Source organism: Labrenzia sp. THAF187b, assembly GCF_009363375.1.
Classification (GTDB): Bacteria; Pseudomonadota; Alphaproteobacteria; order Rhizobiales; family Stappiaceae; genus Roseibium; species Roseibium algicola.
The window spans coordinates 91,735-114,516 of the sequence record NZ_CP045346.1; the positions used below are offsets into that span (position 1 = coordinate 91,735).

The following is a 22,782-nucleotide window of genomic DNA, read 5'->3' on the forward strand; positions in this document are numbered from 1 at the left end:
TGTTTCAAGGTTTACTGAGGGGCTCTACTTCTTGCCCGATCGCCCATATGAAGGCGGCCATTTCTCGCGCGATGGCTGTCACGGCGACTGTCTTGGCCTTGCCGGCACTTATCAGTCTTCGATATCGAGTGCACAGCCTCACTTGCCCTTTCCAAGCAATCACGCAGACCGACTTCGGCAGGCCTGCCAGTCTCGCGCTGATTGTGGGGCTGATCCGTGCTGGATAACGGTATGTCCAGGCCCCCTCAATCAGCGCTCGGCGCGCCCGAGCATTGCCTGCTTTAGTGATCCCTCCGCGTCTGACGCGATCGCCCGTTGAACTTTCTGTAGGGACGAGTCCGAGATAAGCCATCAACTGCCGTGGGCTGTCGAACCGACGGACATCTCCAATTTCGACCACCAACGTAACGGCTGTCATGAACGCCACCCCGCGCATCGCCTGGTACGCGGCGACCACTGGGGCCATTGACCACGAGGAAGAAGTTTCTCCAATCAGTTTGTTCAGTCGATCAAGACGAACTCCGGCGTCCTCAACGGTCTGACAATATTCGGCGAGCAATATTTGATGCGCGGGATGATCGAACGCTTGAGATGCCAGCCACCGTCCATGCGCGCGGGTCCAGGCTTTCCGTCCTGCATAGTATCGGCCATGGCGGAGTAAGAACGAATTGAGTTGTTGTCGCGCCTGTTTTTGTGCCTCGAAAGCCGCGTCGCGGGCACGGACGAGGTCGCGAACTGCTTCATGCGCTTCATCCGGCACCCAGACAGGTGTCAACTCGCCAGCTCGATGGAGCCTCGCAAGACTGATAGCATCGCGACGATTGGTTTTTACGCGATCACCGGCACGCTTTGGTACCAATGACGGCGCGACAACACTGCATTCGTGACCCAATTCAACGATTTGCCTATAGAGCCCATACCCGGTAGGGCCGGCTTCATAGCAGAAGTGGAGCTTTGCCCCACGCTTAGCCAATTTCTTGACCATTGCTGCTACCGAAGATGGTTCCGAGGATATGTCGCCCAGAAACCGTACCTCGCCATTGCGCTCGCCGTCGGCAATCGCCACCGAAATCTTCAACTTTGATGTGTCTAGGCCGATGAAAGCTGCGTGCTCGTTTGTCATGTCTTCCCTCGCTGGTCGGTAGGTCGCCCTGGCCAATTCCAGAGCCCACACAATCTACAGCGTGGGTAAGCGGCCCTCGCCAACGAACATACGGTCTAGTGCTATCACTAGGACTGGCAGTCTTCAGCCTACGCCAGCAAGACGGCCTTCACCGGAGGGGTACTGAGCGGTGGACGATCGGGGATAAGCAACTTCAGAACGAACACAGCAACACAAGTAGTCGCAACCACCTGAACGAGAAATATGCCGAGATACCTTACGTCTCTGAGAAACGCCATGTTCTTCGCCCAGAAACCGAAAACTTCTGAATAAAACAATCCGGTCGACCAAATATCGGCACCGGGAAAGATAAAGAAAAACAGCGACACGGCACAGACATACAACCCGACCGAAATCATCGGATGTGAAACACAGGAGTCGGTCAGCTTTTTTAGAATCGGCTTCCGGCCGTTTTCATTAGGAACTTTGTTCTTCATCGCCGCCATTTTGAACGAATTTCGAGGACTGATCCTGAGCATCTAGAAGGTGTCCGAGGTGTTTCACAGGTGTCAAAATGCCGCCAGCTCGAACAAACCGGAGACGTGTTCAAGCCAACGTTCTGGGTTAACCGTCAACCTGTTGTTGGATGCCTAAATCCGGTTCATTCGAAGGTCGATTGCTCGCGCTGGCCTTCTTCCTTGGAGCTGATCTTGCTTCGCCAGCTGTACAACTTGCGATTAGAGTTTCTGGCCGATCAAGGATAAGTCGCTGCACGACCCACAGCGGGGTTTCATTTAGTTTTGCGGCTTCGCGTTGAGTGCACAGGTTGGTCCCATTCCACTCAATATGCTCTTTGCTGGGTTTAGAAGATTGATTTGACGAAAAGTTGCCGCCAACTCGAGCGGTGCTCAGTCGGCGCCGGACGCGTTTCTTTTCACGAAATCCTGAAACACTTTCAGCGTCTCTTCGCTGACATGATGCTCGATACCTTCCGCGTCTTGCTCGGCCACTTCCGCGGAAATTCCTAGTGTAATCAGGAAATCGACGACAATCCTGTGCCGCTTGCGGCAGGCTTCCGCCAGTTGGCGGCCCGCCTCGGTCAAGCGGATATCGCGGTAGCGCTCCTGAAGGATAAGTCCTTCTCGCTTCAGCCTAGCAAGATTTTTCGATACCGTCGGCTGCGCAACACCGAGCCGCTCGGCAATTTCGACCGGACGCGCAGACCCGTTCAGGTGAATCAGTTCCGCGATGAGTTCCACATAGTCCTCGACCATTTCACTCTGGTGCGCGGTGCGCACAGCCTCGAACCCGCTGGCCTGTTCATCGACACTTCTATCGGACACCTTGGGTGAAGGACCGGTCATGAATGGAACACATCCTCTTTGTTTTCATTGTGATTGTGTATGCCGCGAAATTTGCCACTTGACAATGTGTTAGATTACCCTAAGAAAATTTGCCAGAGCTAAACTTAATAGGCGTAGCTATGAAAACTCTCCTTGCCAGCGCGGTGATCTGCCTTGTTCCGGTCATCGCGCAAGCCACCGCAATCAAAGAAGCCCTCTGGGCTCCACGTGCAGCCGCCTATCGGCACACCTTGTTTCTGGGAAACCTTTCCCCAGTCCCCTGGGAGAAAATCGAAGCCAGCTGGAACCGTGCCGTTCCAGGCAGCTCACTTCCGGATGCCGCGGTTTCCCGGGCAAGTGACGAGGAAGCCGCTGCTCTTAACAGTGCTCTTCAGGTGCAGGACAGGCAGGCGCTGTTTGAAGCGGCAACGGTCATCGTTGCTCAGGGGATACTGCGTCACCTGGAAAATGCGGATGCCGGGCTCGGAACTCCGGAAGCAGCCACTGAGTTGGCCAAGGCCGAAACGCTTTACCGCGCCTTTGAAGATGCTATTCGCACCGTCGATGAGCCTGCCGCTCGCCAGCTTGGCAGGGCATGGCTCATCCTGAACTCGTCCCTAGGCAGTGGCGGCGTTCTGGGCCAAGGCGGACAGGAAAGCAACAAGTCAGAATTCGCAAACGCCCGCAAAGATGTTTCCGATTACATTCGTACCAACTACTTGCCGGCAGAATTTGCAACTCGTGACAAGCTGGCTCCTGTTCCGGAAACGGTTTTCCTTTCTGGACCGGAAGTGAAACTGCCCGCAACATTGCCTCCGGGATCAAACATCGCCGATCAAAGCGAGCTGCCGCGCCTTATTCTTCAATTCGAGGAAGCCGGTGAAGACGAAGCCAACCTGCCGCTTGTCGCTTATGGCGACATGCTGTTTGACAGTCCTGAGATCTTCGGCGGTCCGGCGCAGGAACTTGGGATTGCCTGTTCCACCTGCCATAACAGATCTGACATCAACAGGGAGTTCTTCATTCCGGGCCTCAGCTATCGCCCCGGGGGGATGGATGTCGACGGTGCTTTCTTCAATCCGATGTTCAATGACCGGAAGGACGATCACCTCGATACGCCGTCGATGCGCGGTATACGGTTCACCGCGCCTTATGGCCGTGACGGACGCGAACCCAGTCTGCGCCGCTTCATCCGCAACGTGATCGTTACCGAATTTGCCGGCAAGGAGCCGACCCCGTTCCAGCTTGATGCGCTAGTCGCCTATGTCCGTGAGTTCGACTGGCTGCCGAACCCGAAAATCGACCGGGCAGGCCGGCTGACCGACAAGGCCTCCGACGCGGCAAAGCAGGGTGAAGCCATCTTCAATACTGATTTTCCAGGACTGAACGGCAAGTCCTGCGCGTCCTGCCACACGCCGGATCAGAACTTCACGGATGGACTGACACACGATATCGGGAGCTCAGAGCGGCCTTTCCCCGGAGGCACGGCCACAGCCTTCGAAACGCCAACGCTGCGCAACATTAACTTCACCGCCCCCTATATGCATGACGGTTCGCTGCCGACGCTGGCCAGCGTTGTGGATTGGTTCAACGACACCAGGAATCTTGGGTTGGACGAAGAGCAACGAGCAGACCTGACGGCGTATCTGGAAGCCATCGGCGATGGCGAAGAGCCCTATCAGCGCTTTGAAGGCCGTGACAGTGTCTTCCGCCTGTCCTGGGAAGAGCTGACCACCTTCGCGTCGACCCTGGACACACTTCTGCCCGCCCGTGATGCCCAGAATATCGCGTTGCTCATCGACACGGTTGCGCCGGATCTTGCAGCCGACGCCAGCGTGATGACCAATCAGGCGGCAAAACCCGAAATCTATGAACTCAGCGCTATCCTGAGGGCCGTGGGCGATGCCAGCGCTGAAGGAGACTGGGGCGAGGCGGAACAGCAATGGCAAAAGTTCAATACCATGCAGGCCGCAATTGACGAGAGGATGTTTTGATGCTGAACCGCCGCACGTTCCTGGCCGCTGCCTCCGCCAGCTTCGTCCTGCCGGCTCTCGCTGCCGAGGAGGGCCTGACCTTGGCCTTCATTCCGCAGGAGAACCCGGAAAAGCTTCTGGGAGATATCAAAGTCATCACCGGCTGGCTGTCGGAGCACATGGGTGTCCCCGTCATCGGTTTCGTCACTTTTGACCATGCAGCCGCAGTCGAAGCGCTTCGAAACGGCGATGCCGACATTTCCTTCATGGGCGCCCTACCATTTGTTCTCGCGGAAGATCAGCTCGGAGCCGTACCGCTTTTGTCGGAAGTCTATCGGGGTCAGCCCAGCTACTCCGGACGGGTCTTCGTCCGCAAGGACAGCGGCATTGAAACCCTTGCCGATCTCAAGGGGCGTGACATTGCCTTCGCAGACCCTGTATCGGAATCCGGTTATATTTATCCACTGGATCTGTTTGTCCGCGAAGGCCTGATCTCCGGAACTGATGACGCCGACAGCTTTTTCGGCCGGAAATTCTTCGCAGGCGGATACCAGCAGGCGATGCAGGCCATGGCTAACGGACTGGTCGATGCCGCCGGAGCGAGCCAATATGCGGATCTCTTTTTAACGCCGGACCAGCAGGCAGAAGTCAGGGTTCTGGCGGAATCGGAACAGATCCCGAGTCATGCGGTCATTGCACGCCCCGGTCTCGATGCCGGATTGCAGACAAGGTTCGTTAACGTGATGCTTAGCCTGAACGATCCGGAAAACCGCTATCTGCTGGCCTATCTCTACGGCCCGGACGGCTATGTTACCGCTGACCCGGAGGTCTATGAAGGCGTTCGCGAAACCGCGCGGCGCTATGGTTTCCTGAAATGAGTGTTGCCGCCGCCCTTTGCGATGTTACGCATCAGTTCGATGAGCATCCAGCCCTGTCGAATATCTCCCTGACCCTGAAGGAAGGAGAGACCGTTGCGTTTCTGGGGCCGTCAGGGGCGGGAAAGTCAACCCTGCTGGCACTTCTCGACGGGCGGTTGCGGAACTGGCGCGGTACGGCAGAAGTTCTGGAGACACCTTACTCGGCGACAGCACGTCCCCCGAGAGATGCAAGATCGGAGGTAGGCTTCATTTTCCAGGAATTCGCGCTGGTTGACCGGTTGAGCGTTTACCAGAACGTGATGAACGGAAGGCTTGGCCGGATGCGGACCTGGCAATCGCTCTGGAGCCGCTTCGGTGAACGCGATCACCTTGTCGTCTCCGGTGTTCTGGAGGATACCGGATTGACCGATCTGGCCGCGCGCCGCGCGGACAAACTCTCCGGCGGACAACGGCAACGCACCGCCATCGCCCGGTGTCTGGCCCAGGAACCGAAACTGATCCTGGCAGACGAACCGGTCAGCAATCTCGACCCGGCCAATGCCGAGAAAATTCTCGGCCTGATTACAGGTGCTGCCCGCAAACGCGGCATCACCGTCGTCTTCAGCTCGCATCAGCCGGAGCTGTCACAGCGTTTCGCCGATCGCATCATCGGCCTGCGCGACGGCAAACTGCTCTTCGACCGGCCTTCGGGGCAGGTAAGCGCTGCCGATATTTCGGAGCTTTATCATGGCGCGTCTCCGAGCGCCGAACTGCGTGTGGTGAGTTGATGTCGCGCACCGTGACCTGGCTTGTGCTGGCCGCTGCCATCTTGTGGTCACTGGGAAGCGCAGATATGGGATTGGAAAAGCTCCCCGGCGCAAAGGCGCGCCTGGGCGAATTTTTCGGCCGGATGCTGCCGCCAGACATGTCCATTTGGCCGGAAGTTTTGCAAGGTCTGGCGGAGACCCTGCGCATTGCCATTCTGGGAACTTTCTTCGCCGTCCTGTTTTCCGTCGTTCTTGGCATTTTGGCAGCGGAAACACTGGTTCCGCCGGCAATCTGGCGGCCCGTCCGATCGCTGCTTGCGATCGTGCGGGCAATTCCGCTGATCCTGGTTGCCATGCTGATGGTCGGTGCAGTCGGCCTTGGACCGTTGCCCGGTATCCTGGCAGTGACATTTCACGCGACGGGTATGCTGGCGAAATTCTACGCCGAGGCGATCGATACCGTCTCGCCTGAGCCCGTGAAGGCACTGGAAAGCGCGGGCGCCAACAGATTGCAGCAATTGCGCTGGGGGATCTGGCCGCAAATGGCGCCGGTGGTCCTGCGCGATACCGTCTTCCGGTTCGAACTGAATTTGCGCGAGAGCCTGATTCTCGGCATCGTCGGCGCGGGCGGCATCGGCCTTTATGTTCAGACCTACGTCCGCTCGTTTCAGTACGACAAGGCCGCGACAGTGACGCTGGCGATCATTGTTCTCGTGCTGCTATCAGAAGCCGTGAACACCGCTTTGCAGAAACGCTTCTCCTGATTAGATGTGCAGCTTTTCGAACTTATCATGATGTCCAAAGAAGCTGCGGCCTTAAGAACGCAATTAATTCCGAAGCCTAATCAGCGGGCTCATTCCTCACTGTTCTGCGCATCAACTAAGACCGCAGTCCCAAAGGAAGGCTCCTGGACGTCTAGAGTAAACCGTTACTTCCTTGGTACGCTGGCAACAGTGGTCACGCGGGCGTCGTCAATCCCGGTCCAAAGCGCGGCGGAATACGGAGATTGACGTTTAATGTATCGGTACGGCGTCGAATACCAAGGCAGAACTGTTTCAGCTTGGTTGTCCAATATCATGTCTCCGTAGTCTGTGCGGACTGTCAGCACAGCATGACCACCATTCTGGAGGTCCTTTGCGACGGTGATTAGCAGAGTGCTGCGCGGCCATCCCGCATTTAGAAGCTCTCGTTGCTTTTCAAGGACATATTCCTCACAATCTCCATATCCGCCGTCTGGGTAGGTCCAATACTCTGGTTTGCCATAGAGATCGTCATCGGTCATTGGCCGAACACGACGATTTACATCCGTGTTAATCGCGAGCAATTCCTGCCATCTTTCTTCCGTCAATTTTACGACGACCGGCTCATAGCGTTCATTTGAACAAGCACCAATGTTGTCTTGGCAAAACTGTACGTATCCGATGGGTGCTTTTACGTCTTGGTTCATGTCCATAAAGCGCCCGGTATCGGCTGACGCAGACGCGGAAGAAGTTACCAACAATGCCAGAAAAGTTGTTGGCAGAAGTATATTTTGTAGTCTTTTCATCCCAAAGCCCTCCCTTAAGGCTGGCCTCACGATGTCATCTTGAATTTTATTTGAATAAAAGCTTCGCGGTAAGTATTAAATCAAATAAAAAGAAATATATACAAATATTTGAATTGCTTTTTACTATAAATCTAATTAGACTTGTCTAAAATTTTATCTTTTTCCTGCAACCGACTGATATGCTTACATTTCTTCCGTTGATGGTCCTTGAATTAAATAAAGGAGGATTTGGCGTGCCCCCTGACAATCGAGAGTTTAAAAAGAAATCCAGAAGGCAATTCAGGTGAATATTTCGGAAAGTTTTTTGGAGGCAGAGCAACCCATTGATTGGATCGCCGCGACCAACCGAGGTTCCACAGCATACGTCCAACAACTACAGGCGGCCTGATCCCGCTCGTGACAATTCAACCTTTTTGAGAATGGCCTTACGGCCGAAAAAGACGGCCCTCGCAGAAAGCCTCTCACTGCTACCTTGGAAAAACAATCCAACACAGTTCCAACGTCGTAGGTACAGTACCGATATGTTGGCTGGGTATTGTCGATGGACGCGCTTGAAGAATGGATCAGATTAAATTCGTACTTGGTATACGGGATACTTTTTTTCTATTGTGCGATGAAAAGTGGGGCTCTGCCGCTGTTTGCTGCTATCTTTGCCAGCACTGGTGATCTTTCGATATTTGCAGTATCTGCGGCATCCTTTCTTGGCGGATACTTAGGAGATGAAGCACGGTTTTATCTTGCGCGGCGATATGGTGACTATTTGACAAGCCGGCTGCCAAGATTAGGTGTGATTGTCAAACGAGCTGAAGGCTTGCTTGCGAGGCACGGAGCCAAATACATTTTTTTGTACCGATATCCAAAAGGTATGCGAACGATCGGCGCATTTCCGGTCGGGTTAAGCAATATGTCCTGGTTGCGTTTCACTGTTTTCAACGCAGGATCTGCTGCCTTGTGGACCATGTTGCTAGTTGCGTTTGGATATGTGTTTGGTGTTGCGATAGTAGAGACTGTAGAACGTAACTGGGGCTGGCTTAGCGTTGTCGCGCTAGGGGTATTCGCAAGTTTGGTGTGGCTTGTCTATCGCAATAATTTGACGAGTGCGCAAAAGGGATTACGAACCCCCTAGTGTCAAAAACAAATAATAACCACTTTTCCCGATAATTAAATGTGCAGCTACTGTGCTTGTATATGTAACAGCTCTGTTCTTTCTGAGTTGCGAGAGAGCCAAAAGCTCTCGACGAATTCGTACAGCGCGGAAATCGAATAATGAACACAGCTCTCCCGAGATGTGAGTCTCCTAACGAAGTGTCAGGTAGTTATGCATTTGGAGATGTTTAAACAGGCACAAATCGCCCGTAGGGTGCTGAGTGTGAGCATGACAATTTTCACGCTTCTGCTCGCGGGATGTGTAGGTTCGTCACTCGAAATGGAATCACGCGGAGAAATTGCAATTCCATACAAGGTCACGGCGTTGATGCGCAACAAAGGGGTCAAGGGATCGGATCCCGTTTTTATCCGAATTTTTAAACAGGAAAGTGAGCTTGAGGTTTGGAAAAAAAGACGCGCCGGCGATTATGTCCTCCTAAAAACATACGAGATGTGTCGTTGGTCCGGCGATCTGGGTCCCAAACGAGCAGAAGGTGATCGCCAGGCACCTGAAGGCATATATGAAGTCACGCTCGGGAGGCTAAACCCCAACTCCAAGTATTTCCTTTCATTTGATTTGGGGTATCCGAACAAACTCGAGCGCGCGAAGGGTTACTCTGGAACTGCGCTCATGGTCCACGGAGCCTGCTCGTCTTCCGGGTGCTTCGCAATCACAGACGAGCAAATCACCGAAGTGTATGCTCTAGTTCGGGACGCATTGCGCGCCGGGCAACCTTCCGTGCAGGTGCAATCACTCCCTTTTCGCATGACACCTGAAAATCTTGCGAGGCACTACGACAATCCAAACCTCAGTTTCTGGCTGGACCTCAAAGAAGCTTCCACCACGTTCGAAGTCCTGCGGCGTCCGCCAGAATTCCGATTTTGCGAAGGAAGATATCGTTTTGGAGCAGCGAAGGACCCAGGAGCTGACTACGGCCCACTTGGACAGTGCCCGCAGTTGGAACAACCACCGCAAAGAGTTTCAGAAAAGATTGCTGCTGACCTAAGCTCAGTTGAACAACTTCGGGAAGGGGGCGGCAATATCGTAAGTTCTTACGCCGACGGTGGAATGCACTCTAGGTTTCGAAATGTTCTTTTGGAAAGGGGAGCTGAATTCCTCGCGAGGAAAACATCGAGTAGCGCCGTACCGGTTAGCAGACCAAAAGCAGCGCTGTCCGACCCATACAAACCTTTGTTGTCTCAGCAATGAATTTTTTTGGTGTTGTGAAATTTAATTGGAGCCTCTGCCTTAGCGAAGCATTCGCGCGACGGGCAGAATGATAACGAGGAGCAATGGCTGGTGAACCAAGTATATCAATAAACTGTTGCGCCCCATCCAGGATAGGATCCTGGTCAGTTTGGTATTGTGCAGATCGGGAAATGAGCGTGAATCGCCGCTCTTTTTGTAAAAAATCTTGGCTAGAAAAACGCCGATCAAGGTCAATCCGGCCCATGGCAGAATTGGAACGAAATCGTTGCTGGGTGGGGGGGAACTAGACACGCCAATCCATGCGAGCCACCGGGTGTTGAACAGTTCCAATTTTAAGAACTGCGGCAGGATGAGTAAGCCAGCTCCCGAGATTAGTGAGACCAGGGCGGGCAAATTTAGAAACAGAACACCCAAAAGAGAAGAAACCGCAATCGCGTGCAAGATGCCGAAAAAAATGTAGGTCTGCGGAAATGCGATCCACGTGACGAATGAAATCGAAATCGCAGCTGCACCGATCATCGCCACACGTGTTACAAATCTATTTAGTTTGAGTCCTTTACCGTGCGCAAGGACAAGGCTCACGCCAACCAGAAACATGAAAGTTCCGGCGAGCAGGCGGCCGAATGCAAGCCAAACAGGATGGAACGCGATTCCGTCGATTAAACCTGAAAACTCGAGATCCCAAACAAAGTGAAAAAGCACAACGCCAAAAATAGCAACACCGCGAACGGTATCGATCAGCAAAATTCGCTGATTTGATAGACTTTCGTGATCATTGCCTGAACTAATCATCTCGCGGGCAGTTAAACCTCTTTCGGCCACAGAAAACGTGATTGGTACATCATTGTTCTAACCGGGAAGACCTGCAAACCCAGTTTGGCGGACCGGCTCTAAATTCCAAGTGAACGAATGGTGCTGAAATATCCCGATCAATATTGGCTACGAATGCTTAACCATACTGGGTCGTCAAAGTGCACCAAGCACCTGACGGTGGCCAAAGATACAGTTTTGTCGCAAAGTTTTCTTCGGCGGTTTTGTTTGGTCTGAAATCCTGGAAGGCGTTCATTTAGTCTCGGTAATGTCGATTAGAGCTGTTTCACTTGTTGAAAACGCTGCGCATCCAGCCCCAACCCGCTTGAATTCAGGTTTCCCCTTTCCATGCCAGGAGCCGCATAGCATTTGCGGTGACGAGTACTGTTGCGCCTGTGTCGGCAAGGATTGCTGGCCAAAGACCGGTTACACCCAAAACGGTCGTCACCAAAAACAAAGTTTTCAGGCCCAGAGCCATCCCCACGTTCAGTTTAATGTTCCTCATCACCGCATGAGACAGGTTTATCATCTTGGCAACGTCCATCACCCGCCCATGCAATATGGCAGCGTCGGCAGTTTCAAGTGCCACATCCGTGCCCCCTCCCATGGCGATGCCGATATCCGCGGCGGCCAGAGCCGGCGCGTCGTTGATGCCGTCTCCCACCTTGGCAACTTTCAGGCCGTCCGCGCGTAGTTCATTCACGACCCGTTGCTTGTCTTGCGGTAGAAGGTCCGCACGCGGCTCGATGCCAAGCGTGTCTGCAATCGCCGTGGCAGTTCGGGTGTTATCGCCCGTCAGCATCAGCGTGCGGATTCCCTTCGTCTTTAAGGAAGCGAGACCGTCTATCGCATCTGTCCTTGGTTCGTCACGCATGGCGAAAAGAGCGGAAACCTTGTTGTCTACAAGCAGCACAGAAACAGTTTTGCCCTCGGCATTGAACGCATCTACAACCGCAATCTGATTTTCAGTCATGCTGACCCGGTCGCGAGCAGCGGTCGCGGATCCAAGAAAAACCGGCACACCGCCAACCCGCCCTTCGACGCCTTTCCCGGTGACCGCGCGTGCTTCGGATGCAGGCGGAATGGGTGCATTCTCCGAGGCAGCCTTTTGCAAAACTGCGAGAGCAAGTGGATGGTTCGATCCCTGCTCCAATGCTGCCGCAAGGCTCAGCAACCGCTGATCGCTGCTCCCAAATGACCTGATATCGGTAACCACCGGCCGTCCTTCTGTGAGAGTTCCGGTTTTGTCGAAAGCCACCGCCGTTATCGCTGAAAAACCCTCAAGCACGGCGCCCCCCTTCATTAGGAGGCCGCGCCGAGCCCCGCTCGCCAGACCGGCGGCAACTGCCGCCGGTGTGGAAATAACCAGGGCGCAAGGGCAGCCAATCAAGAGAATGGCAAGTCCCTTGTAGATCCATTCGCTCCAGTCAGCGCCAGCAAAGACTGGCGGCACCGTCGCAATAAGAGCTCCCAACACAAGAACCCCTGGCGTATAGTAGCGTGAGAACCGGTCAATGAACCGCTCGGTCGGTGCCTTACTAGATTGTGCCTCTTCGACCAGACGGACCACGCGGGCGATCGTATTATCGTCGGCGGCAGCAGTCACTCTGATGCGCAAAACTCCGTCTAGACTAATGGTTCCTGCATATACTGTGTCCCCCTGTGACTTACGTCTGGGGACACTCTCGCCGGTCACAGGTGCTTCGTTTATCTCGGACGAACCTTCAGTGATTTCCCCATCTGCGGCAATACGATCACCCGGCCTCACAACGATGACGTCGCCAACAGAAAGCCTATCTGCGGGCACTTCCGAGATGGTATTTCCTTGTTCCAGATAGGCAGTCTTTGGAATCAAATCGGCGAGGCCCGCAATACTGGCCCGCGCACGCTCAGCAGCAACACCCTCCAACATTTCACCAACCAGAAAGAGAAAGACTACAACAGCAGCTTCTTCGGTTGCCCCTATCAGCACCGCACCAACCGCCGCGACAGTCATCAGCGTTTCTATTGAAAACGGGCTGCCCAATGTGGCGGCCACAAACGCACGGCGCGCCACCGGAACGAGACCGACTAGCATAGCAATCAAGAACGCCCAATACGCCGCTTCCGGAATTAGTTGGCCAATCAAAAAAGCACTGATGAGTGCCATGCCGCACGAAATCGTCAACAGAGCCTTGCGTGTCCTCCACCATGGTTGATCCGCAACATGGCTCGCATGGTTTTGCGACATGGGTTCGGCCGGCGCGATGCCAAAACCGAGGTGCCTTACCCGCTGCATGACCTGGTTTTTGGAAACCGTACCGTCATGGCTGATCGACAAACTGGCTCCGGGCACGGATACTGCCACCTCCTCAATCCCCGGCAAGCGGCGTAAAGCGGTGTCGATCTTTGAAGCGCATGAGGCACAATCCATGCCTTCGACTCTGAAACGGACTATTAGTTTTGAACTGTCGGGGTGTATAGTCATTTGCGGCCTCTTGCACTTTCTCTCTGCAAGATAGCCTCTCTAGTAACTAGAGCTTCAAGTGACGCAGGCGATTTTTTTCAATTTCACAGCTTTGTCAAAGTGCTGGCGTTTCAAATTTCATTTTCCGTTTTCGCAGTTATGGATTTCTTGAGAATTTATCTGTACGTATTGCGAATGCGTAAGTGGGTCTTAACCATACTGATTGTGTTTTATACGGGGCTTCATTCCGCCGCCGCAATTGGTGCTGCCCAGACAGCCGGGGAGCCGGTGCTTCCAGACCAAAAAGCAGTTCAAAACGCCTCGATCGTGTCCGAAACACTCACGTCGCATAACCTCAGGTGCTGCAATCGAACGAGCAACCAAGCAAAGTCTCAAAAACTAGCCAAGTGTGGAGTCGATTGCGTGTCAATTGCGGGTTCGTTGGAACCGAGATTTTTGAAGGCGGAATTGGTTTTGGAAGATACTGTATTGCTTGGCCTTTTTTCCAAAGATCCAAAGCCAGAAGACAGGCCTCCAAGAATTTACTGACACGTGACAGCTTTATCGCTGCAAAGCTTCCTGCGATCGCTAGTAATTTTTTGGAGAAAAGCGATGATTACTCGTCGTAATTTACTCATTGGCTCCGTCGGAGCAGTTGGAGCCTTTGTCATGCCTGCTTATGCACATGACAAGAAACAGTTCAAGATCGACCCCAAATTCGAACCGCAATCCGTACGATACTTTTCCTATCCTCCTGGGACGATAGTTGTCGATACGAAAAATCATTTCCTCTACCTCGTTCAGAGTTTCGGCAGGGCGCGCCGCTATGGAATTGGTGTCGGCAAAGCGGGATTGTCGCTGAAAGGGGAGGCGGTAATAAAACGCAAGGCGGAGTGGCCAAGCTGGCGTCCCACCGCAAACATGATACGTCGTAACCCCGGCAAATATCGGAAATACGCAAATGGTGTCCCTGGTGGACCGAATAACCCTCTTGGATCAAGAGCGCTTTACCTTTATCGAAACGGCCGGGACACCATGTACCGGATCCATGGAACCACCGAACCTTCCTCTATCGGTCGATCCGTCTCTAACGGCTGCGTTCGGATGATCAATACTCATGTTGAAGATCTCTATGAACGCGTGCCTTTAGGCACAAGAGTGGTCGTTTTGTGAGTACCCAATAGCCGAAAACTCTGGTCAGGCACGTGGCTGCATCCGGCGCGTGCCTTTACAAATGAGGGCTGCATTAGCCCAAGAAGACAGAAACCCAAGTACGAGCTTTGGACGATCATTTGTCGAGCGTTTCATCTGACCGCTTTGATCGACTTTTACGTATGGAGAGAAAGGGGCTCCGTGGGAATCTCTGCAATATTACCCGCTAAGAGATTTTTGGTGTGACGGAAAACAGATGATTTCCGCGTAGCGGTTCGGCGGGTCGAAATCGACGGGGTGACTGGGCAATTATTTGCGCGACAAACCCTGTCGGAATGTGAGACTGTGCGGCAACACGGAATTTGAGGTTTGTCGTGCATGTTGATCGGTTACATGCGGGTATCGAGCGGTGATGAGCGGCAGTCGGTTGCCTTGCAGCGCGACGCCCTGCTCGCGGCCGGGGTCGATCAGCGTCACCTGCATCAGGATCGCGCTTCGGGCGCGCGCGACGATCGGCCGGGGCTGAAGGCTTGCCTTGCGGAATTGTGCGAGGGTGACGTGCTGGTCGTTTGGAAGCTCGACCGTCTGGGCCGATCACTCTCCCACCTGATCAGAATCGTTGAGGATCTGAAGATGCGCGGGGTCGCCTTCCGCTCTTTGACGGAAGCTATCGACACGACGAATTCGCACGGTGCGTTCCTGTTCAACCTGTTTGGCACGCTCGCCGAATACGAGAGAGTGCTGATCACGGAGCGGGTCAACGCTGGACTGGCGGCGGCACGCCGGCGCGGTCGCAAGGGCGGTAGGCCACCGACGATCGACACCGAAAAGGTTGAGCAGATTCTGGCGGCGCTGGAAGCCGGCGCCAGCAAGGCGTCGGTGTGTCGGACATTCAAGGTGCCGCGCTCGACTCTCATCGATACATTGCGGCGAACCGGATGGACCGGACCGGGCAAAGAAGATGAGCCTGCTCCCCCAGTTTGAGAGCGGGTGTGACCGATGGCCTTCCTCGACGCGCAGTCGCGCACCGTTCTGTTCGACCCACCCGATGTTTATGAAGAGGCCCTCGCGCGCTATGCGCTGTCCGCTGAGGACATCGCTTTCGCCAGGGCGCATCGCCGATCGCATAATCGTCTGGGTTTTGCCATCCAACTCGCCCTGGTGCGTGATCTCGGTCGTCCGCTCCGCGCTGGGGAAGTTCCGCCTCAGGCAGTCGTCTCCGTTGTCGCCGACCAGTTGGGCATCGACGCTGCGGTGTTCGCACTCTATGCCCAGCGGGAGGAAACCCGTCGAGAACATACGCGGGAGATTGTCGTCGCACTGGATCTCCGGCCCGTCCGGGCGAGCGATTATCGATCCCTGATCACCGCGGCGGCACGCGAGGCAGCCGCTACCGAACAAGGCGAGCCGATCACCAAGGCCGTGATCGAAGCCCTGAAGGAGAGGAAGCTGCTCGTTCCTGTGCCGGAACTGCTGATACGTCTGGCGATGGCGGGCCGGGCGGCAGCGCGACGACAGGCTTATCGCGGCTTGATCCGGGGCATGGAGCAACCGTCCATCGAGGCGCTTGATCAGCTTCTCATCGATCGGTCCGGCGATCGGAGCCATCTCGGCTGGATTGCGGAAGCGCCGGAGGGGACGAAACTGAAAAACCTCAAGGGCCTGATTGCCCGGCTTGAGGTTCTGCGTTCGGCGGCGATTTCCGATGAGCGACGTAAAACGATCCATGCCAACCGCTATGGCATCATCGCCCGGGACGCCCGCATTCTGCATGCCCGTGAGATACGACGCCTTACATCCGAGCGCCGCTACGCCACGCTGACGGCGTTCGTCATCGAGAGGCAGGCGGCAATCACCGACCTTGCGATCGACATGTTCTGCAAACTGATCGGCAGCACCCGGCGCAAGGCTGAACTGAGCCGCACAGAACGCCGGCTGAAAGAAGCCGAGATTCTTGATGGGGTGGCGCTCGATCATCTCAAGCTTGGCGAGGCGCTTCTGGCCGCCCGTGAGAACAACACCGATCTCGCATCCGCAATTGCAGTCTCACTCGGCTGGGACGGATTGACCGCCAGCGTGGCCGCAGCCAGGTCCGTCGTGCGCCCCGATCGCAGCGACGAATTCGATGAGCTCATAGAGCGGCACAAATCGCTGCGAAAGCTGGGCAGGCTCATGTTCGGCGCGTTCTCTTTCCGGTCGTTTCGTCCCGATGATCCGGTTTTGAAGGCAGTGGATCATCTGCGTGCGCTCTACAGTGGCAGGAAACTACCCGCGCAGGTGCCGTTCGCGTTCATGACGCGCAAGTGGCGGCGACGTGTGCGCTCGGACGGTGTCACCATCGACCTTCGGGCTTGGGAAGTGGCGGTACTCGTTCACCTTCGGGAGCGCCTGCGGGCCGGTGACATATGGGTTGATGGCAGCCGAGCATGGCGCAGTTTCGAGGATTATCTTCTGCCTCGACCGATCTTTGCCCTGATGCGCGCCGAAGGCCGGCTCGGGCTTGCCATCCCTGACAGCTTTGCCGAATGGCGAGCCGAACGCACCGCCACGCTCGACGCGAAACTCAAAGAGCTGGCAAGGGCGGCGGCCGCCAACGCCATTCCGGATGCGGCTATTTCCGACAAGGGTTTGTCGGTCTCCCCGATCCGCGAGGAGGAGCGTGACGGGATCGTCGCGCTCAGCCGGCGTCTTTACATCCTCGTTCCCCGGATCAGGATCACCAGCCTGCTTGCCGAGGTCCACAGCTGGACCAGGTTCCTTGACAGCTTCACACACTATCGCACCGGCGAGACGGCGAACGACGAGCCGGCGCTGATGGCCGCTATCCTTGCCGACGCCACCAACGCCGGTGCTGAACGCATGGCGGAAAGCTCACGCGGCGTCACGATCCACCAGATGATGCTGATGGTAGATAGGCATCTGCGCTCGGAAACCTATGCTACGGCGACCGCCGTGCTGGTCGATGCGCAGCAGGCTCATCCCTTCGCCGCGGTCTGGGGCGACGGTCATATCTCCTCCTCGGACGGGCAGTTCTTTCCGGCAGGCGGGCGCGGTGAAGCCAGCCTCGAATACAATGCAAAATACGGCAAAAGACCAGGTGCTTCGGTCTATGGCTTCCTGTCCAATCGTTTCGCCTCCTTCTTCTCCCGGATGATCCAGGCGTCCGAGAGCGAAGCGCCCTACGTGCTCGACGGCCTCCTTCACAACGAAAGCTCCGTCGAAATCCATGAGCATGCAACCGATACCGCCGGCGCGACCGAAACGACATTCGCTATGTTCCATGGCTTCGGCTATAGGCTCATTCCTCGTATCCGCAATCTCGGCAATCGCAGGCTCTTCGTCATCGATCCCGACGCGGCGTACGACCCGCTCGGGGCGCTGATCTCGGGAGCCGTCAACATGGATGTCATCGAGCAGCACTGGGATGAGGTCTTGCGGCTGAAGTCATCGATTGGCGCGGGCCTCGTGCCGCCGTCCGTCATCCTCAAGAAGCTTGCCGCATCGCCTCGGCAAAATCGGCTCAATCAGGCGCTACGCGAAATGGGCCGGATTGAACGCTCGATCTTCATCTGCGACTGGTTGCTCGACACCAAGCTCCGGCGCAGATCGCATGCCATCCTCAACAAGGGTGAAAGCCGTCACGCCCTTGCCCGGGCGGTCTTCCTCCACCAGCTTGGCGAGCTGCGCAACCGCGTGGCGGAAACCATGGCCTATCGGGCGTCAGGTCTCAACCTCGTCGTCAACGCCATTATCCTGTGGAACACCGTCTATCTCAGCCGCGCTGTCGATTATGTCCGCACCCAGGGCATCGATATTCCCGCCGAGCTGCTCTCCCAAGTCGCACCACTTCCCTGGGCTCATATCGCACTCACCGGCGACTATCTCTGGAACGAAATTGACCGACCCCTCGAACGCTTCAGGCCGATCCGCGCTAACCGTTTCAATCCAAACAACTTCGCTTTCCCTTAGCGGGTATTATTGCAGAAATGCCCACGGAGCCCCTTCGCGCGGAGCAGCGGGGGAGAGGGTGGCAAGGGGATAAAAACGGAGGGGGTTCGCCCGCCCGAGGCAAAGCCGAAAGGGCGTCGTGTCAGCGGCGCTCCTGCACAAAGCGCTGCCCCAAGGCTGCGCGAAGGAAGGACGGGGAGACCGTTTTTTCCCCTTGTGAGGGAGAGGGGGCAGCGCTCCTCTTTCCCTCATCAAAGAAACAGACAGGACGCCTCCGGCGTCACTGCTTTATCCTGGCCTAGGCCGGCAAACCGCTGATGCTGATTACTGTGAAGAGCAGTAGGGGAGGGGAAAGGCCGCCCCGATACGAGGCAGGGCGGCCTCCGTAGGCACGCGACAAGAAAGGGCTAGAGACTTGCCACGACCTGACTTGATCAACAGCCAATATGGGTCGATCGGGCGAGGCTGTAAATGTTCCGAACGGATTTTGCCTGCGATGAAACTGATTTGAGGCGAAGCCGCAGCGCAACCGATCGTCACCCGAATGGGCGGAGACAGTGTCTGCTGGCTCCGTGCCGAAGGCATAGAGCGGGGTCGCAAAGCGATGCGCCAAAGCAGCTATCCAGGGTAGACTTTCGAGGCACCATCTTTAATTGTCCCGGAGGAACAACGATGAAATTCCAGTGTGGTTGGTGGCAATGGCAGGTTTCGGACTCGAGCAGTGGGTAAGCTATCTCGGACTTGAACGCGTTGTAGACCCAGACAAAGATCATCCGGTTTATCGCAAGCCGCTCGACGGAAATATCATCGATCTCAGCCAACTGGATCTGCTGGTCGCGCAAAGGCTGCGTGACCTGCGAACCGACAGACAACTTGCGCAAGCCAAAGTGGCCATGCTGCTAGGGGTGAAGGAGGCAACCTACGCCCGCTACGAAAACGCCTCATCCTTGATGACCGTCGGACGCCTGCTCCACGTTTTCGAAGTCCTGAATATCACCCCGGAAGAGTTCTTCGATCCTCTCGTCAACGAACAGCCCTCTCACTCCAAAGCCGAGTCACGCGAAGCCCTGAGAGACCAGCTGATGGAGGAAACGGTCGACCACCTGAAAAAGCTCGACGATACGACCTTGAAGATGGTGCATGATCTTGTGCTTGCGATGGAGCCCCGGACGATCGAGAAGCAGAAAGGGAATGGCGCGGCGAAAGCCGCGCCATAACTTGCACTCAATGGGTTGGCTCTGGTTTCCACCGCGCGCCGGCCGCCATTGGCGAATAGCCGGCGCTCATGCGGCGTCCTTCCCCCCTTCTGGCGAAGGCACCGCTCGGATCGATCGGCGCCAGTCCGAGATCCGAGAAGGACAATGAAGAACATCGGAGCTTTCAGCATAGCGCCGCCCCTCTTTAAAGGGCGGGAAAGCGGGAATTCTCGACACAGTTTTGACGGATAATGGGAAGCCGCAGGAGGCTTAGCATAGCGCCGCGAAGCGGAAGCCGGGGCCGACTTCCCCCGCCAAAACCGTTCCGCATCACCAGGCCAAAAGCAATGTCTAACCATCGGATGTGTGCCGGACCTGACTGCATTCAGTGAAGCGTCGGGGCAGGGTCCGACAGGAGCTTCACCGCGTTCTTCACGACCTTGCGAAGCTTTCGCCAATCGGGAAGGTCGCCTTCATTGACGCGTTCCTCGATCGCCGTCAGGATCCAGCCAACGCAGGCGATATCTTCGAAAGCGCGGTATTTATCCGAGCGATGGAAGCAAGCGACAATACGAGGCCGTGCGCCTTCGTCGGTTTTGGGGATCTGCGCAACCAGGTCCTGCGCTTCGCGATAAGCATTGACTACTCTCTTACGTTCATCAGGACCGGCTTGCGTGATCATTCCGACAGTCCAAACCAGCGTTTTCGAAAGGTCGACTACTTCGTCTATCATGGCGTGATCATCCTTCCCGTTGCAACGGATTCAGAAGGGTACCATCCTCTTTCTAGACGCGCAAAGAGCAGATCTGCAGCTTTTGATCGCGTCGCCTGACGCCTTCATCTGGGAAAGTCCTGATTTGCCGACGGGCTCGCTCTGCGCTATATTCTTTCCTTAGGAGACCGCAAATGCTCTTGAAGAAGTTTGACGAGAACAAGGAAGCCCTGAAGCAGATCGGCCGCGAAGCGATTGCCGAGAGCCGTCGCTTGGGACTGCCGATCTCCGCTCGTGACCTCCAGAATGAGGCCGAGGATCAGGCAACATTTGAGCAGAGAAAGCGCATTTCTGCCGCCTGAGGTCGTCACTCTTTGTCCCAGCCAACCTGTATCGTTCTCGGCGGTCCCAACGGATCGGGCAAGTCATCGGCGTATGCCAAGCTGCAGCTCGACGGTGCTTGGGTCAACGCTGATGAGATTGCCAAACAGCTCACAGGATCCAGGGATGGCCGGGCAGCCGCCATGGCAGCGGGGAGGGCGGCACTCATGAAGATCCGTGAGATGATCGAGACCCGGCAGTCGTTCGTCTTTGAGACCACCTTGAGCAGCCAACAGTCAATCAATCTGATGAGCCGAGCCCAGGCGACTGGGTACTATGTCGGCCTCTACTACGTCGCCCTGGATTCAGTTGAGCTCAACATCGAACGTGTTCAGCGTCGGGTAGAGAAGGGCGGCCACGACATTCCGGAAGACATCATCCGACGGCGCCATGAAGGATCGCTGCGGATGCTGTCTAGCGCCCTCAGATACGCTGATGAGGCGCTGCTGATAGACAACAGCGGTATCGAGCCCCGGGAGATTTTCCGCGTCTGTGCTGGCGTGATCGTCGGGTCTGACGTTGATCGTCGCAATCCGCTGCACAGGCTTTTCGAAGGTCGGGTTATGGAAGCCTATGACGTCGTAAGGGTAGGGGAGACGTACCGTCTTCGAACCGCGATCGAGTAGGGGCTGGTGCCCTGGATGAAGGGTACCGTGTAACAGCGCAATAATACCCAACGCGCCGGGCATTGGAACGAGCCGCCCTAGTGGGGCGGCTCGGCGCTGATCAGCGCATCGAATGCGGCCTCTTCTTCGGCAAGCTTCGCTTTGGCCGCCGCCAGCTCGGCTGCGATCTGCTGACGCTCGGCCTGGTCGATGGACGCTGCAAGCTCGGCGCGCAGTTCGTTGATGTGGTCGTAAGTGGTCATCGTCAGCTCCTTTGAATGAAAACAAAGGTGCGGGACCGACAAGGGAGGGTTTGGGTCAATGACCGCCGGAGGGGGCCTGCGGGGCGGGGGGGGAGCCGATTTCGTTGCGCAGCGGCGAAATTGGGGGGACCGCGCATCATTGACGCAAACCCTGCCTTGTCGGTGAAATTGGATGATGTTGAGAGAGAATAAACCTCTCCGTATTCGTCGGCTCCTTTCTTTCGGAACCGGTGACTCCGCTCAGCGTTCTGGCGGCGGAGGGGCAGCGATGACAGATAATTCTCACGTATTCAGGCAGCTCGCCTGTAGCGACATGGTTCGCAAGGCGGCACAGGCCAATCATCAACCGATACTGAATGACGGCCGCATCGACGCCCTGTTACAGCGGCTTTCTCACGCTGAACAGGATCCACACGGAAAGCAACAAAAAGAAGTCCGTACCGAAACTCGGACTAGTCGCCTTGCGGGCCGTGTTACGGGGACCCATATAGCTTGGTAGTTGACGTGCGTACCCCTCCTCCCAGTCCGCGCGTCGGCTGTTCCCCTCTGGAGGTTATTGACCCCCACACCTTAAGGGCCGCGGCTTTCCGCTGGCCCTTTTTCTTTAAGGAACAGCCAATCATCCATAGGCTCGGTTTCACCCTTGGGCAGAAGGAGGTTCAGCCTGCAGTATTCCCTCTCCACGAGCGTGTTGAGGCAGCGAAAATCACGCCAGATGGAGGCGAGGAAGGCAGCGCTCGCAATGGGCCGGTCAATGACTTGTTCCAGCTTCCTCGTCAAAGCCGCGCTTGTGCGTTTCAAATGCGATGAAGCATAGGGATCTTCGCATATTGCGGTGGTGATTGTGTGTATCTGCCTGACTGATCTGACTGTCTGCGCAGTTTTCAGATAAGCAGAAAAGCTCTGTCCCATAGATAGCTCCATACCGCCCCCCGAAGCTAACGCAAAAGCCCCCCGATTCTATGGGGGCGACTGCCCTCGTGGTTAAGCAGCAGTTACCATGACCCGCGTAGCTTAATCAGCCGCAGGTGGCTCCAACAACACGACCAGATGCGGGATCCGTCTCGATCGTCACCCGATCTTCTCGGAAGTCCTGGGTCACCATGTCGCCTAGCTGGATCTGACGAACGGTCTTCGCGCCGGAAAGCTGCATGGCCTCTGCGTCCGTCGGCTTGGGCTTGCCTACGAGGGCTCCAGCGGCTTCAGCATTGCATGGTGCTGAAGCCGTGGAGGGGGCGCTTCCGTCTGCGCTGCAGGCGTATAAGGCCAAAGCTACGCCGGCGATGATCAATGGCGCGGAATAGGGCAGTGACTTCATTGGGGCT

The 22,782-nt window shown here is 55.9% G+C and carries 22 protein-coding genes; 12 read left to right on the plus strand and 10 right to left on the minus strand.

Going from position 1 to position 22,782, the window contains the following annotated elements; translation table 11 throughout:
- Positions 1-4: 4 nt before the first annotated feature.
- From FIV03_RS30775 to mntR, 3 genes are all read right to left on the minus strand, one after another.
- Positions 5-1,123 (minus strand): IS110 family transposase, encoded by a 1,119-nt coding sequence (locus FIV03_RS30775; protein WP_152508068.1) that lies wholly within the window; start codon positions 1,121-1,123, stop codon positions 5-7.
- Positions 1,124-1,251: 128 nt separating this feature from the next.
- Entirely contained in the window at positions 1,252-1,641 is a 390-nt protein-coding gene (locus FIV03_RS30780; protein WP_209010120.1) for a hypothetical protein, read from the minus strand.
- Positions 1,642-2,010: 369 nt separating this feature from the next.
- Entirely contained in the window at positions 2,011-2,466 is a 456-nt protein-coding gene (mntR, locus tag FIV03_RS30785) for a manganese-binding transcriptional regulator MntR (protein WP_062492097.1), read from the minus strand.
- 119 nt (positions 2,467-2,585) lie between these two features.
- Between mntR and FIV03_RS30790 the strand changes: the two genes are divergently transcribed.
- Genes FIV03_RS30790 through phnE form a run of 4 tightly spaced genes read left to right on the plus strand, consistent with a single transcriptional unit; the run spans position 2,586 to position 6,806 of the window.
- Positions 2,586-4,439, plus strand: coding sequence for a cytochrome c peroxidase (locus FIV03_RS30790; RefSeq protein WP_152512501.1), 1,854 nt, complete (start codon positions 2,586-2,588; stop codon positions 4,437-4,439).
- Complete coding sequence (locus FIV03_RS30795; protein WP_008188307.1) at positions 4,439-5,296, plus strand: phosphate/phosphite/phosphonate ABC transporter substrate-binding protein; 858 nt, start codon at positions 4,439-4,441, stop codon at positions 5,294-5,296. Before FIV03_RS30790 ends, FIV03_RS30795 begins: the two co-directional genes overlap by 1 nt.
- Positions 5,293-6,063: an ATP-binding cassette domain-containing protein gene (locus FIV03_RS30800; protein WP_077294817.1), complete on the plus strand. Its 771-nt coding sequence runs from the start codon at positions 5,293-5,295 to the stop codon at positions 6,061-6,063. The genes FIV03_RS30795 and FIV03_RS30800 overlap by 4 nt, the downstream gene beginning before the upstream one ends.
- Positions 6,063-6,806 carry a phosphonate ABC transporter, permease protein PhnE gene (gene phnE, locus FIV03_RS30805; protein ID WP_173014037.1) on the plus strand — a complete coding sequence of 248 codons (744 nt, stop codon included), beginning with the start codon at positions 6,063-6,065 and terminating at the stop codon, positions 6,804-6,806. The genes FIV03_RS30800 and phnE overlap by 1 nt, the downstream gene beginning before the upstream one ends.
- A gap of 164 nt (positions 6,807-6,970) precedes the next feature.
- Here phnE and FIV03_RS30810 read toward each other — a convergent pair whose 3' ends face one another.
- Positions 6,971-7,588 (minus strand): transglutaminase-like cysteine peptidase, encoded by a 618-nt coding sequence (locus tag FIV03_RS30810; protein WP_008188219.1) that lies wholly within the window; start codon positions 7,586-7,588, stop codon positions 6,971-6,973.
- A 541-nt stretch (positions 7,589-8,129) separates the two neighbouring features.
- On the opposite strand from FIV03_RS30810, the gene FIV03_RS30815 reads away from it, so the two are divergent.
- The gene (locus FIV03_RS30815) at positions 8,130-8,714 is read left to right on the plus strand and encodes a DedA family protein (RefSeq protein ID WP_040450252.1); all 585 of its coding nucleotides are present in this window, start codon (positions 8,130-8,132) and stop codon (positions 8,712-8,714) included.
- Positions 8,715-8,963: 249 nt separating this feature from the next.
- Entirely contained in the window at positions 8,964-9,944 is a 981-nt protein-coding gene (locus tag FIV03_RS30820; RefSeq protein WP_040450304.1) for a murein L,D-transpeptidase family protein, read from the plus strand.
- A 39-nt stretch (positions 9,945-9,983) separates the two neighbouring features.
- Here FIV03_RS30820 and FIV03_RS30825 read toward each other — a convergent pair whose 3' ends face one another.
- Both FIV03_RS30825 and FIV03_RS30830 read right to left on the minus strand, forming a co-directional pair.
- Positions 9,984-10,766 carry a heparan-alpha-glucosaminide N-acetyltransferase gene (locus FIV03_RS30825; RefSeq protein ID WP_286202352.1) on the minus strand — a complete coding sequence of 261 codons (783 nt, stop codon included), beginning with the start codon at positions 10,764-10,766 and terminating at the stop codon, positions 9,984-9,986.
- Positions 10,767-11,085: 319 nt separating this feature from the next.
- The gene (locus FIV03_RS30830; protein WP_081450442.1) at positions 11,086-13,221 is read right to left on the minus strand and encodes a heavy metal translocating P-type ATPase; all 2,136 of its coding nucleotides are present in this window, start codon (positions 13,219-13,221) and stop codon (positions 11,086-11,088) included.
- A 648-nt stretch (positions 13,222-13,869) separates the two neighbouring features.
- Between FIV03_RS30830 and FIV03_RS30835 the strand changes: the two genes are divergently transcribed.
- From FIV03_RS30835 to FIV03_RS30850, 4 genes are all read left to right on the plus strand, one after another.
- Positions 13,870-14,373 carry a L,D-transpeptidase gene (locus tag FIV03_RS30835; protein WP_077294877.1) on the plus strand — a complete coding sequence of 168 codons (504 nt, stop codon included), beginning with the start codon at positions 13,870-13,872 and terminating at the stop codon, positions 14,371-14,373.
- A gap of 357 nt (positions 14,374-14,730) precedes the next feature.
- Positions 14,731-15,336 (plus strand): recombinase family protein, encoded by a 606-nt coding sequence (locus FIV03_RS30840; RefSeq protein ID WP_055971942.1) that lies wholly within the window; start codon positions 14,731-14,733, stop codon positions 15,334-15,336.
- Between the two features lie 15 nt (positions 15,337-15,351).
- Complete coding sequence (locus tag FIV03_RS30845; protein WP_072495413.1) at positions 15,352-18,321, plus strand: Tn3 family transposase; 2,970 nt, start codon at positions 15,352-15,354, stop codon at positions 18,319-18,321.
- Between the two features lie 677 nt (positions 18,322-18,998).
- Entirely contained in the window at positions 18,999-19,517 is a 519-nt protein-coding gene (locus FIV03_RS30850) for a helix-turn-helix transcriptional regulator (protein ID WP_152508049.1), read from the plus strand.
- A gap of 364 nt (positions 19,518-19,881) precedes the next feature.
- Here FIV03_RS30850 and FIV03_RS30855 read toward each other — a convergent pair whose 3' ends face one another.
- Positions 19,882-20,229: a hypothetical protein gene (locus tag FIV03_RS30855; protein ID WP_152508048.1), complete on the minus strand. Its 348-nt coding sequence runs from the start codon at positions 20,227-20,229 to the stop codon at positions 19,882-19,884.
- A gap of 173 nt (positions 20,230-20,402) precedes the next feature.
- Here FIV03_RS30855 and FIV03_RS31705 point away from each other — a divergent pair, with 173 nt between their 5' ends.
- Together FIV03_RS31705 and FIV03_RS30860 are read left to right on the plus strand one after the other, a co-directional pair.
- The gene (locus FIV03_RS31705; protein WP_165222187.1) at positions 20,403-20,570 is read left to right on the plus strand and encodes a hypothetical protein; all 168 of its coding nucleotides are present in this window, start codon (positions 20,403-20,405) and stop codon (positions 20,568-20,570) included.
- Between the two features lie 12 nt (positions 20,571-20,582).
- Positions 20,583-21,215, plus strand: coding sequence for a zeta toxin family protein (locus FIV03_RS30860; protein WP_152508047.1), 633 nt, complete (start codon positions 20,583-20,585; stop codon positions 21,213-21,215).
- 77 nt (positions 21,216-21,292) lie between these two features.
- On the opposite strand, the gene FIV03_RS31710 is transcribed toward FIV03_RS30860, so the two are convergent.
- The 3 genes from FIV03_RS31710 to FIV03_RS30870 all read right to left on the minus strand — a co-directional run bounded on the left by FIV03_RS31710 (position 21,293) and on the right by FIV03_RS30870 (position 22,775).
- Positions 21,293-21,457 carry a hypothetical protein gene (locus tag FIV03_RS31710; RefSeq protein WP_173014038.1) on the minus strand — a complete coding sequence of 55 codons (165 nt, stop codon included), beginning with the start codon at positions 21,455-21,457 and terminating at the stop codon, positions 21,293-21,295.
- 570 nt (positions 21,458-22,027) lie between these two features.
- Positions 22,028-22,369, minus strand: a complete 342-nt coding sequence (locus FIV03_RS30865; protein ID WP_152508046.1) for a hypothetical protein — start codon at positions 22,367-22,369, stop codon at positions 22,028-22,030.
- A 106-nt stretch (positions 22,370-22,475) separates the two neighbouring features.
- Positions 22,476-22,775, minus strand: coding sequence for an I78 family peptidase inhibitor (locus tag FIV03_RS30870; RefSeq protein WP_152508045.1), 300 nt, complete (start codon positions 22,773-22,775; stop codon positions 22,476-22,478).
- Positions 22,776-22,782 lie beyond the last annotated feature (7 nt).

Coding starts and splice junctions, on each gene's coding strand:
- FIV03_RS30775 (WP_152508068.1), bottom strand. CDS start 1,123: ATGACAAACGAGCACGCAGCTTTCATCGGCCTAGACACATCAAAGTTG.
- FIV03_RS30780 (WP_209010120.1), bottom strand. CDS start 1,641: ATGCTCAGGATCAGTCCTCGAAATTCGTTCAAAATGGCGGCGATGAAG.
- mntR (WP_062492097.1), bottom strand. CDS start 2,466: ATGACCGGTCCTTCACCCAAGGTGTCCGATAGAAGTGTCGATGAACAG.
- FIV03_RS30790 (WP_152512501.1), top strand. CDS start 2,586: ATGAAAACTCTCCTTGCCAGCGCGGTGATCTGCCTTGTTCCGGTCATC.
- FIV03_RS30795 (WP_008188307.1), top strand. CDS start 4,439: ATGCTGAACCGCCGCACGTTCCTGGCCGCTGCCTCCGCCAGCTTCGTC.
- FIV03_RS30800 (WP_077294817.1), top strand. CDS start 5,293: ATGAGTGTTGCCGCCGCCCTTTGCGATGTTACGCATCAGTTCGATGAG.
- phnE (WP_173014037.1), top strand. CDS start 6,063: ATGTCGCGCACCGTGACCTGGCTTGTGCTGGCCGCTGCCATCTTGTGG.
- FIV03_RS30810 (WP_008188219.1), bottom strand. CDS start 7,588: ATGAAAAGACTACAAAATATACTTCTGCCAACAACTTTTCTGGCATTG.
- FIV03_RS30815 (WP_040450252.1), top strand. CDS start 8,130: ATGGACGCGCTTGAAGAATGGATCAGATTAAATTCGTACTTGGTATAC.
- FIV03_RS30820 (WP_040450304.1), top strand. CDS start 8,964: ATGACAATTTTCACGCTTCTGCTCGCGGGATGTGTAGGTTCGTCACTC.
- FIV03_RS30830 (WP_081450442.1), bottom strand. CDS start 13,221: ATGACTATACACCCCGACAGTTCAAAACTAATAGTCCGTTTCAGAGTC.
- FIV03_RS30835 (WP_077294877.1), top strand. CDS start 13,870: ATGCCTGCTTATGCACATGACAAGAAACAGTTCAAGATCGACCCCAAA.
- FIV03_RS30840 (WP_055971942.1), top strand. CDS start 14,731: ATGTTGATCGGTTACATGCGGGTATCGAGCGGTGATGAGCGGCAGTCG.
- FIV03_RS30845 (WP_072495413.1), top strand. CDS start 15,352: ATGGCCTTCCTCGACGCGCAGTCGCGCACCGTTCTGTTCGACCCACCC.
- FIV03_RS30850 (WP_152508049.1), top strand. CDS start 18,999: ATGGCAGGTTTCGGACTCGAGCAGTGGGTAAGCTATCTCGGACTTGAA.
- FIV03_RS30855 (WP_152508048.1), bottom strand. CDS start 20,229: ATGATAGACGAAGTAGTCGACCTTTCGAAAACGCTGGTTTGGACTGTC.
- FIV03_RS31705 (WP_165222187.1), top strand. CDS start 20,403: ATGCTCTTGAAGAAGTTTGACGAGAACAAGGAAGCCCTGAAGCAGATC.
- FIV03_RS31710 (WP_173014038.1), bottom strand. CDS start 21,457: ATGACCACTTACGACCACATCAACGAACTGCGCGCCGAGCTTGCAGCG.
- FIV03_RS30865 (WP_152508046.1), bottom strand. CDS start 22,369: ATGGGACAGAGCTTTTCTGCTTATCTGAAAACTGCGCAGACAGTCAGA.
- FIV03_RS30870 (WP_152508045.1), bottom strand. CDS start 22,775: ATGAAGTCACTGCCCTATTCCGCGCCATTGATCATCGCCGGCGTAGCT.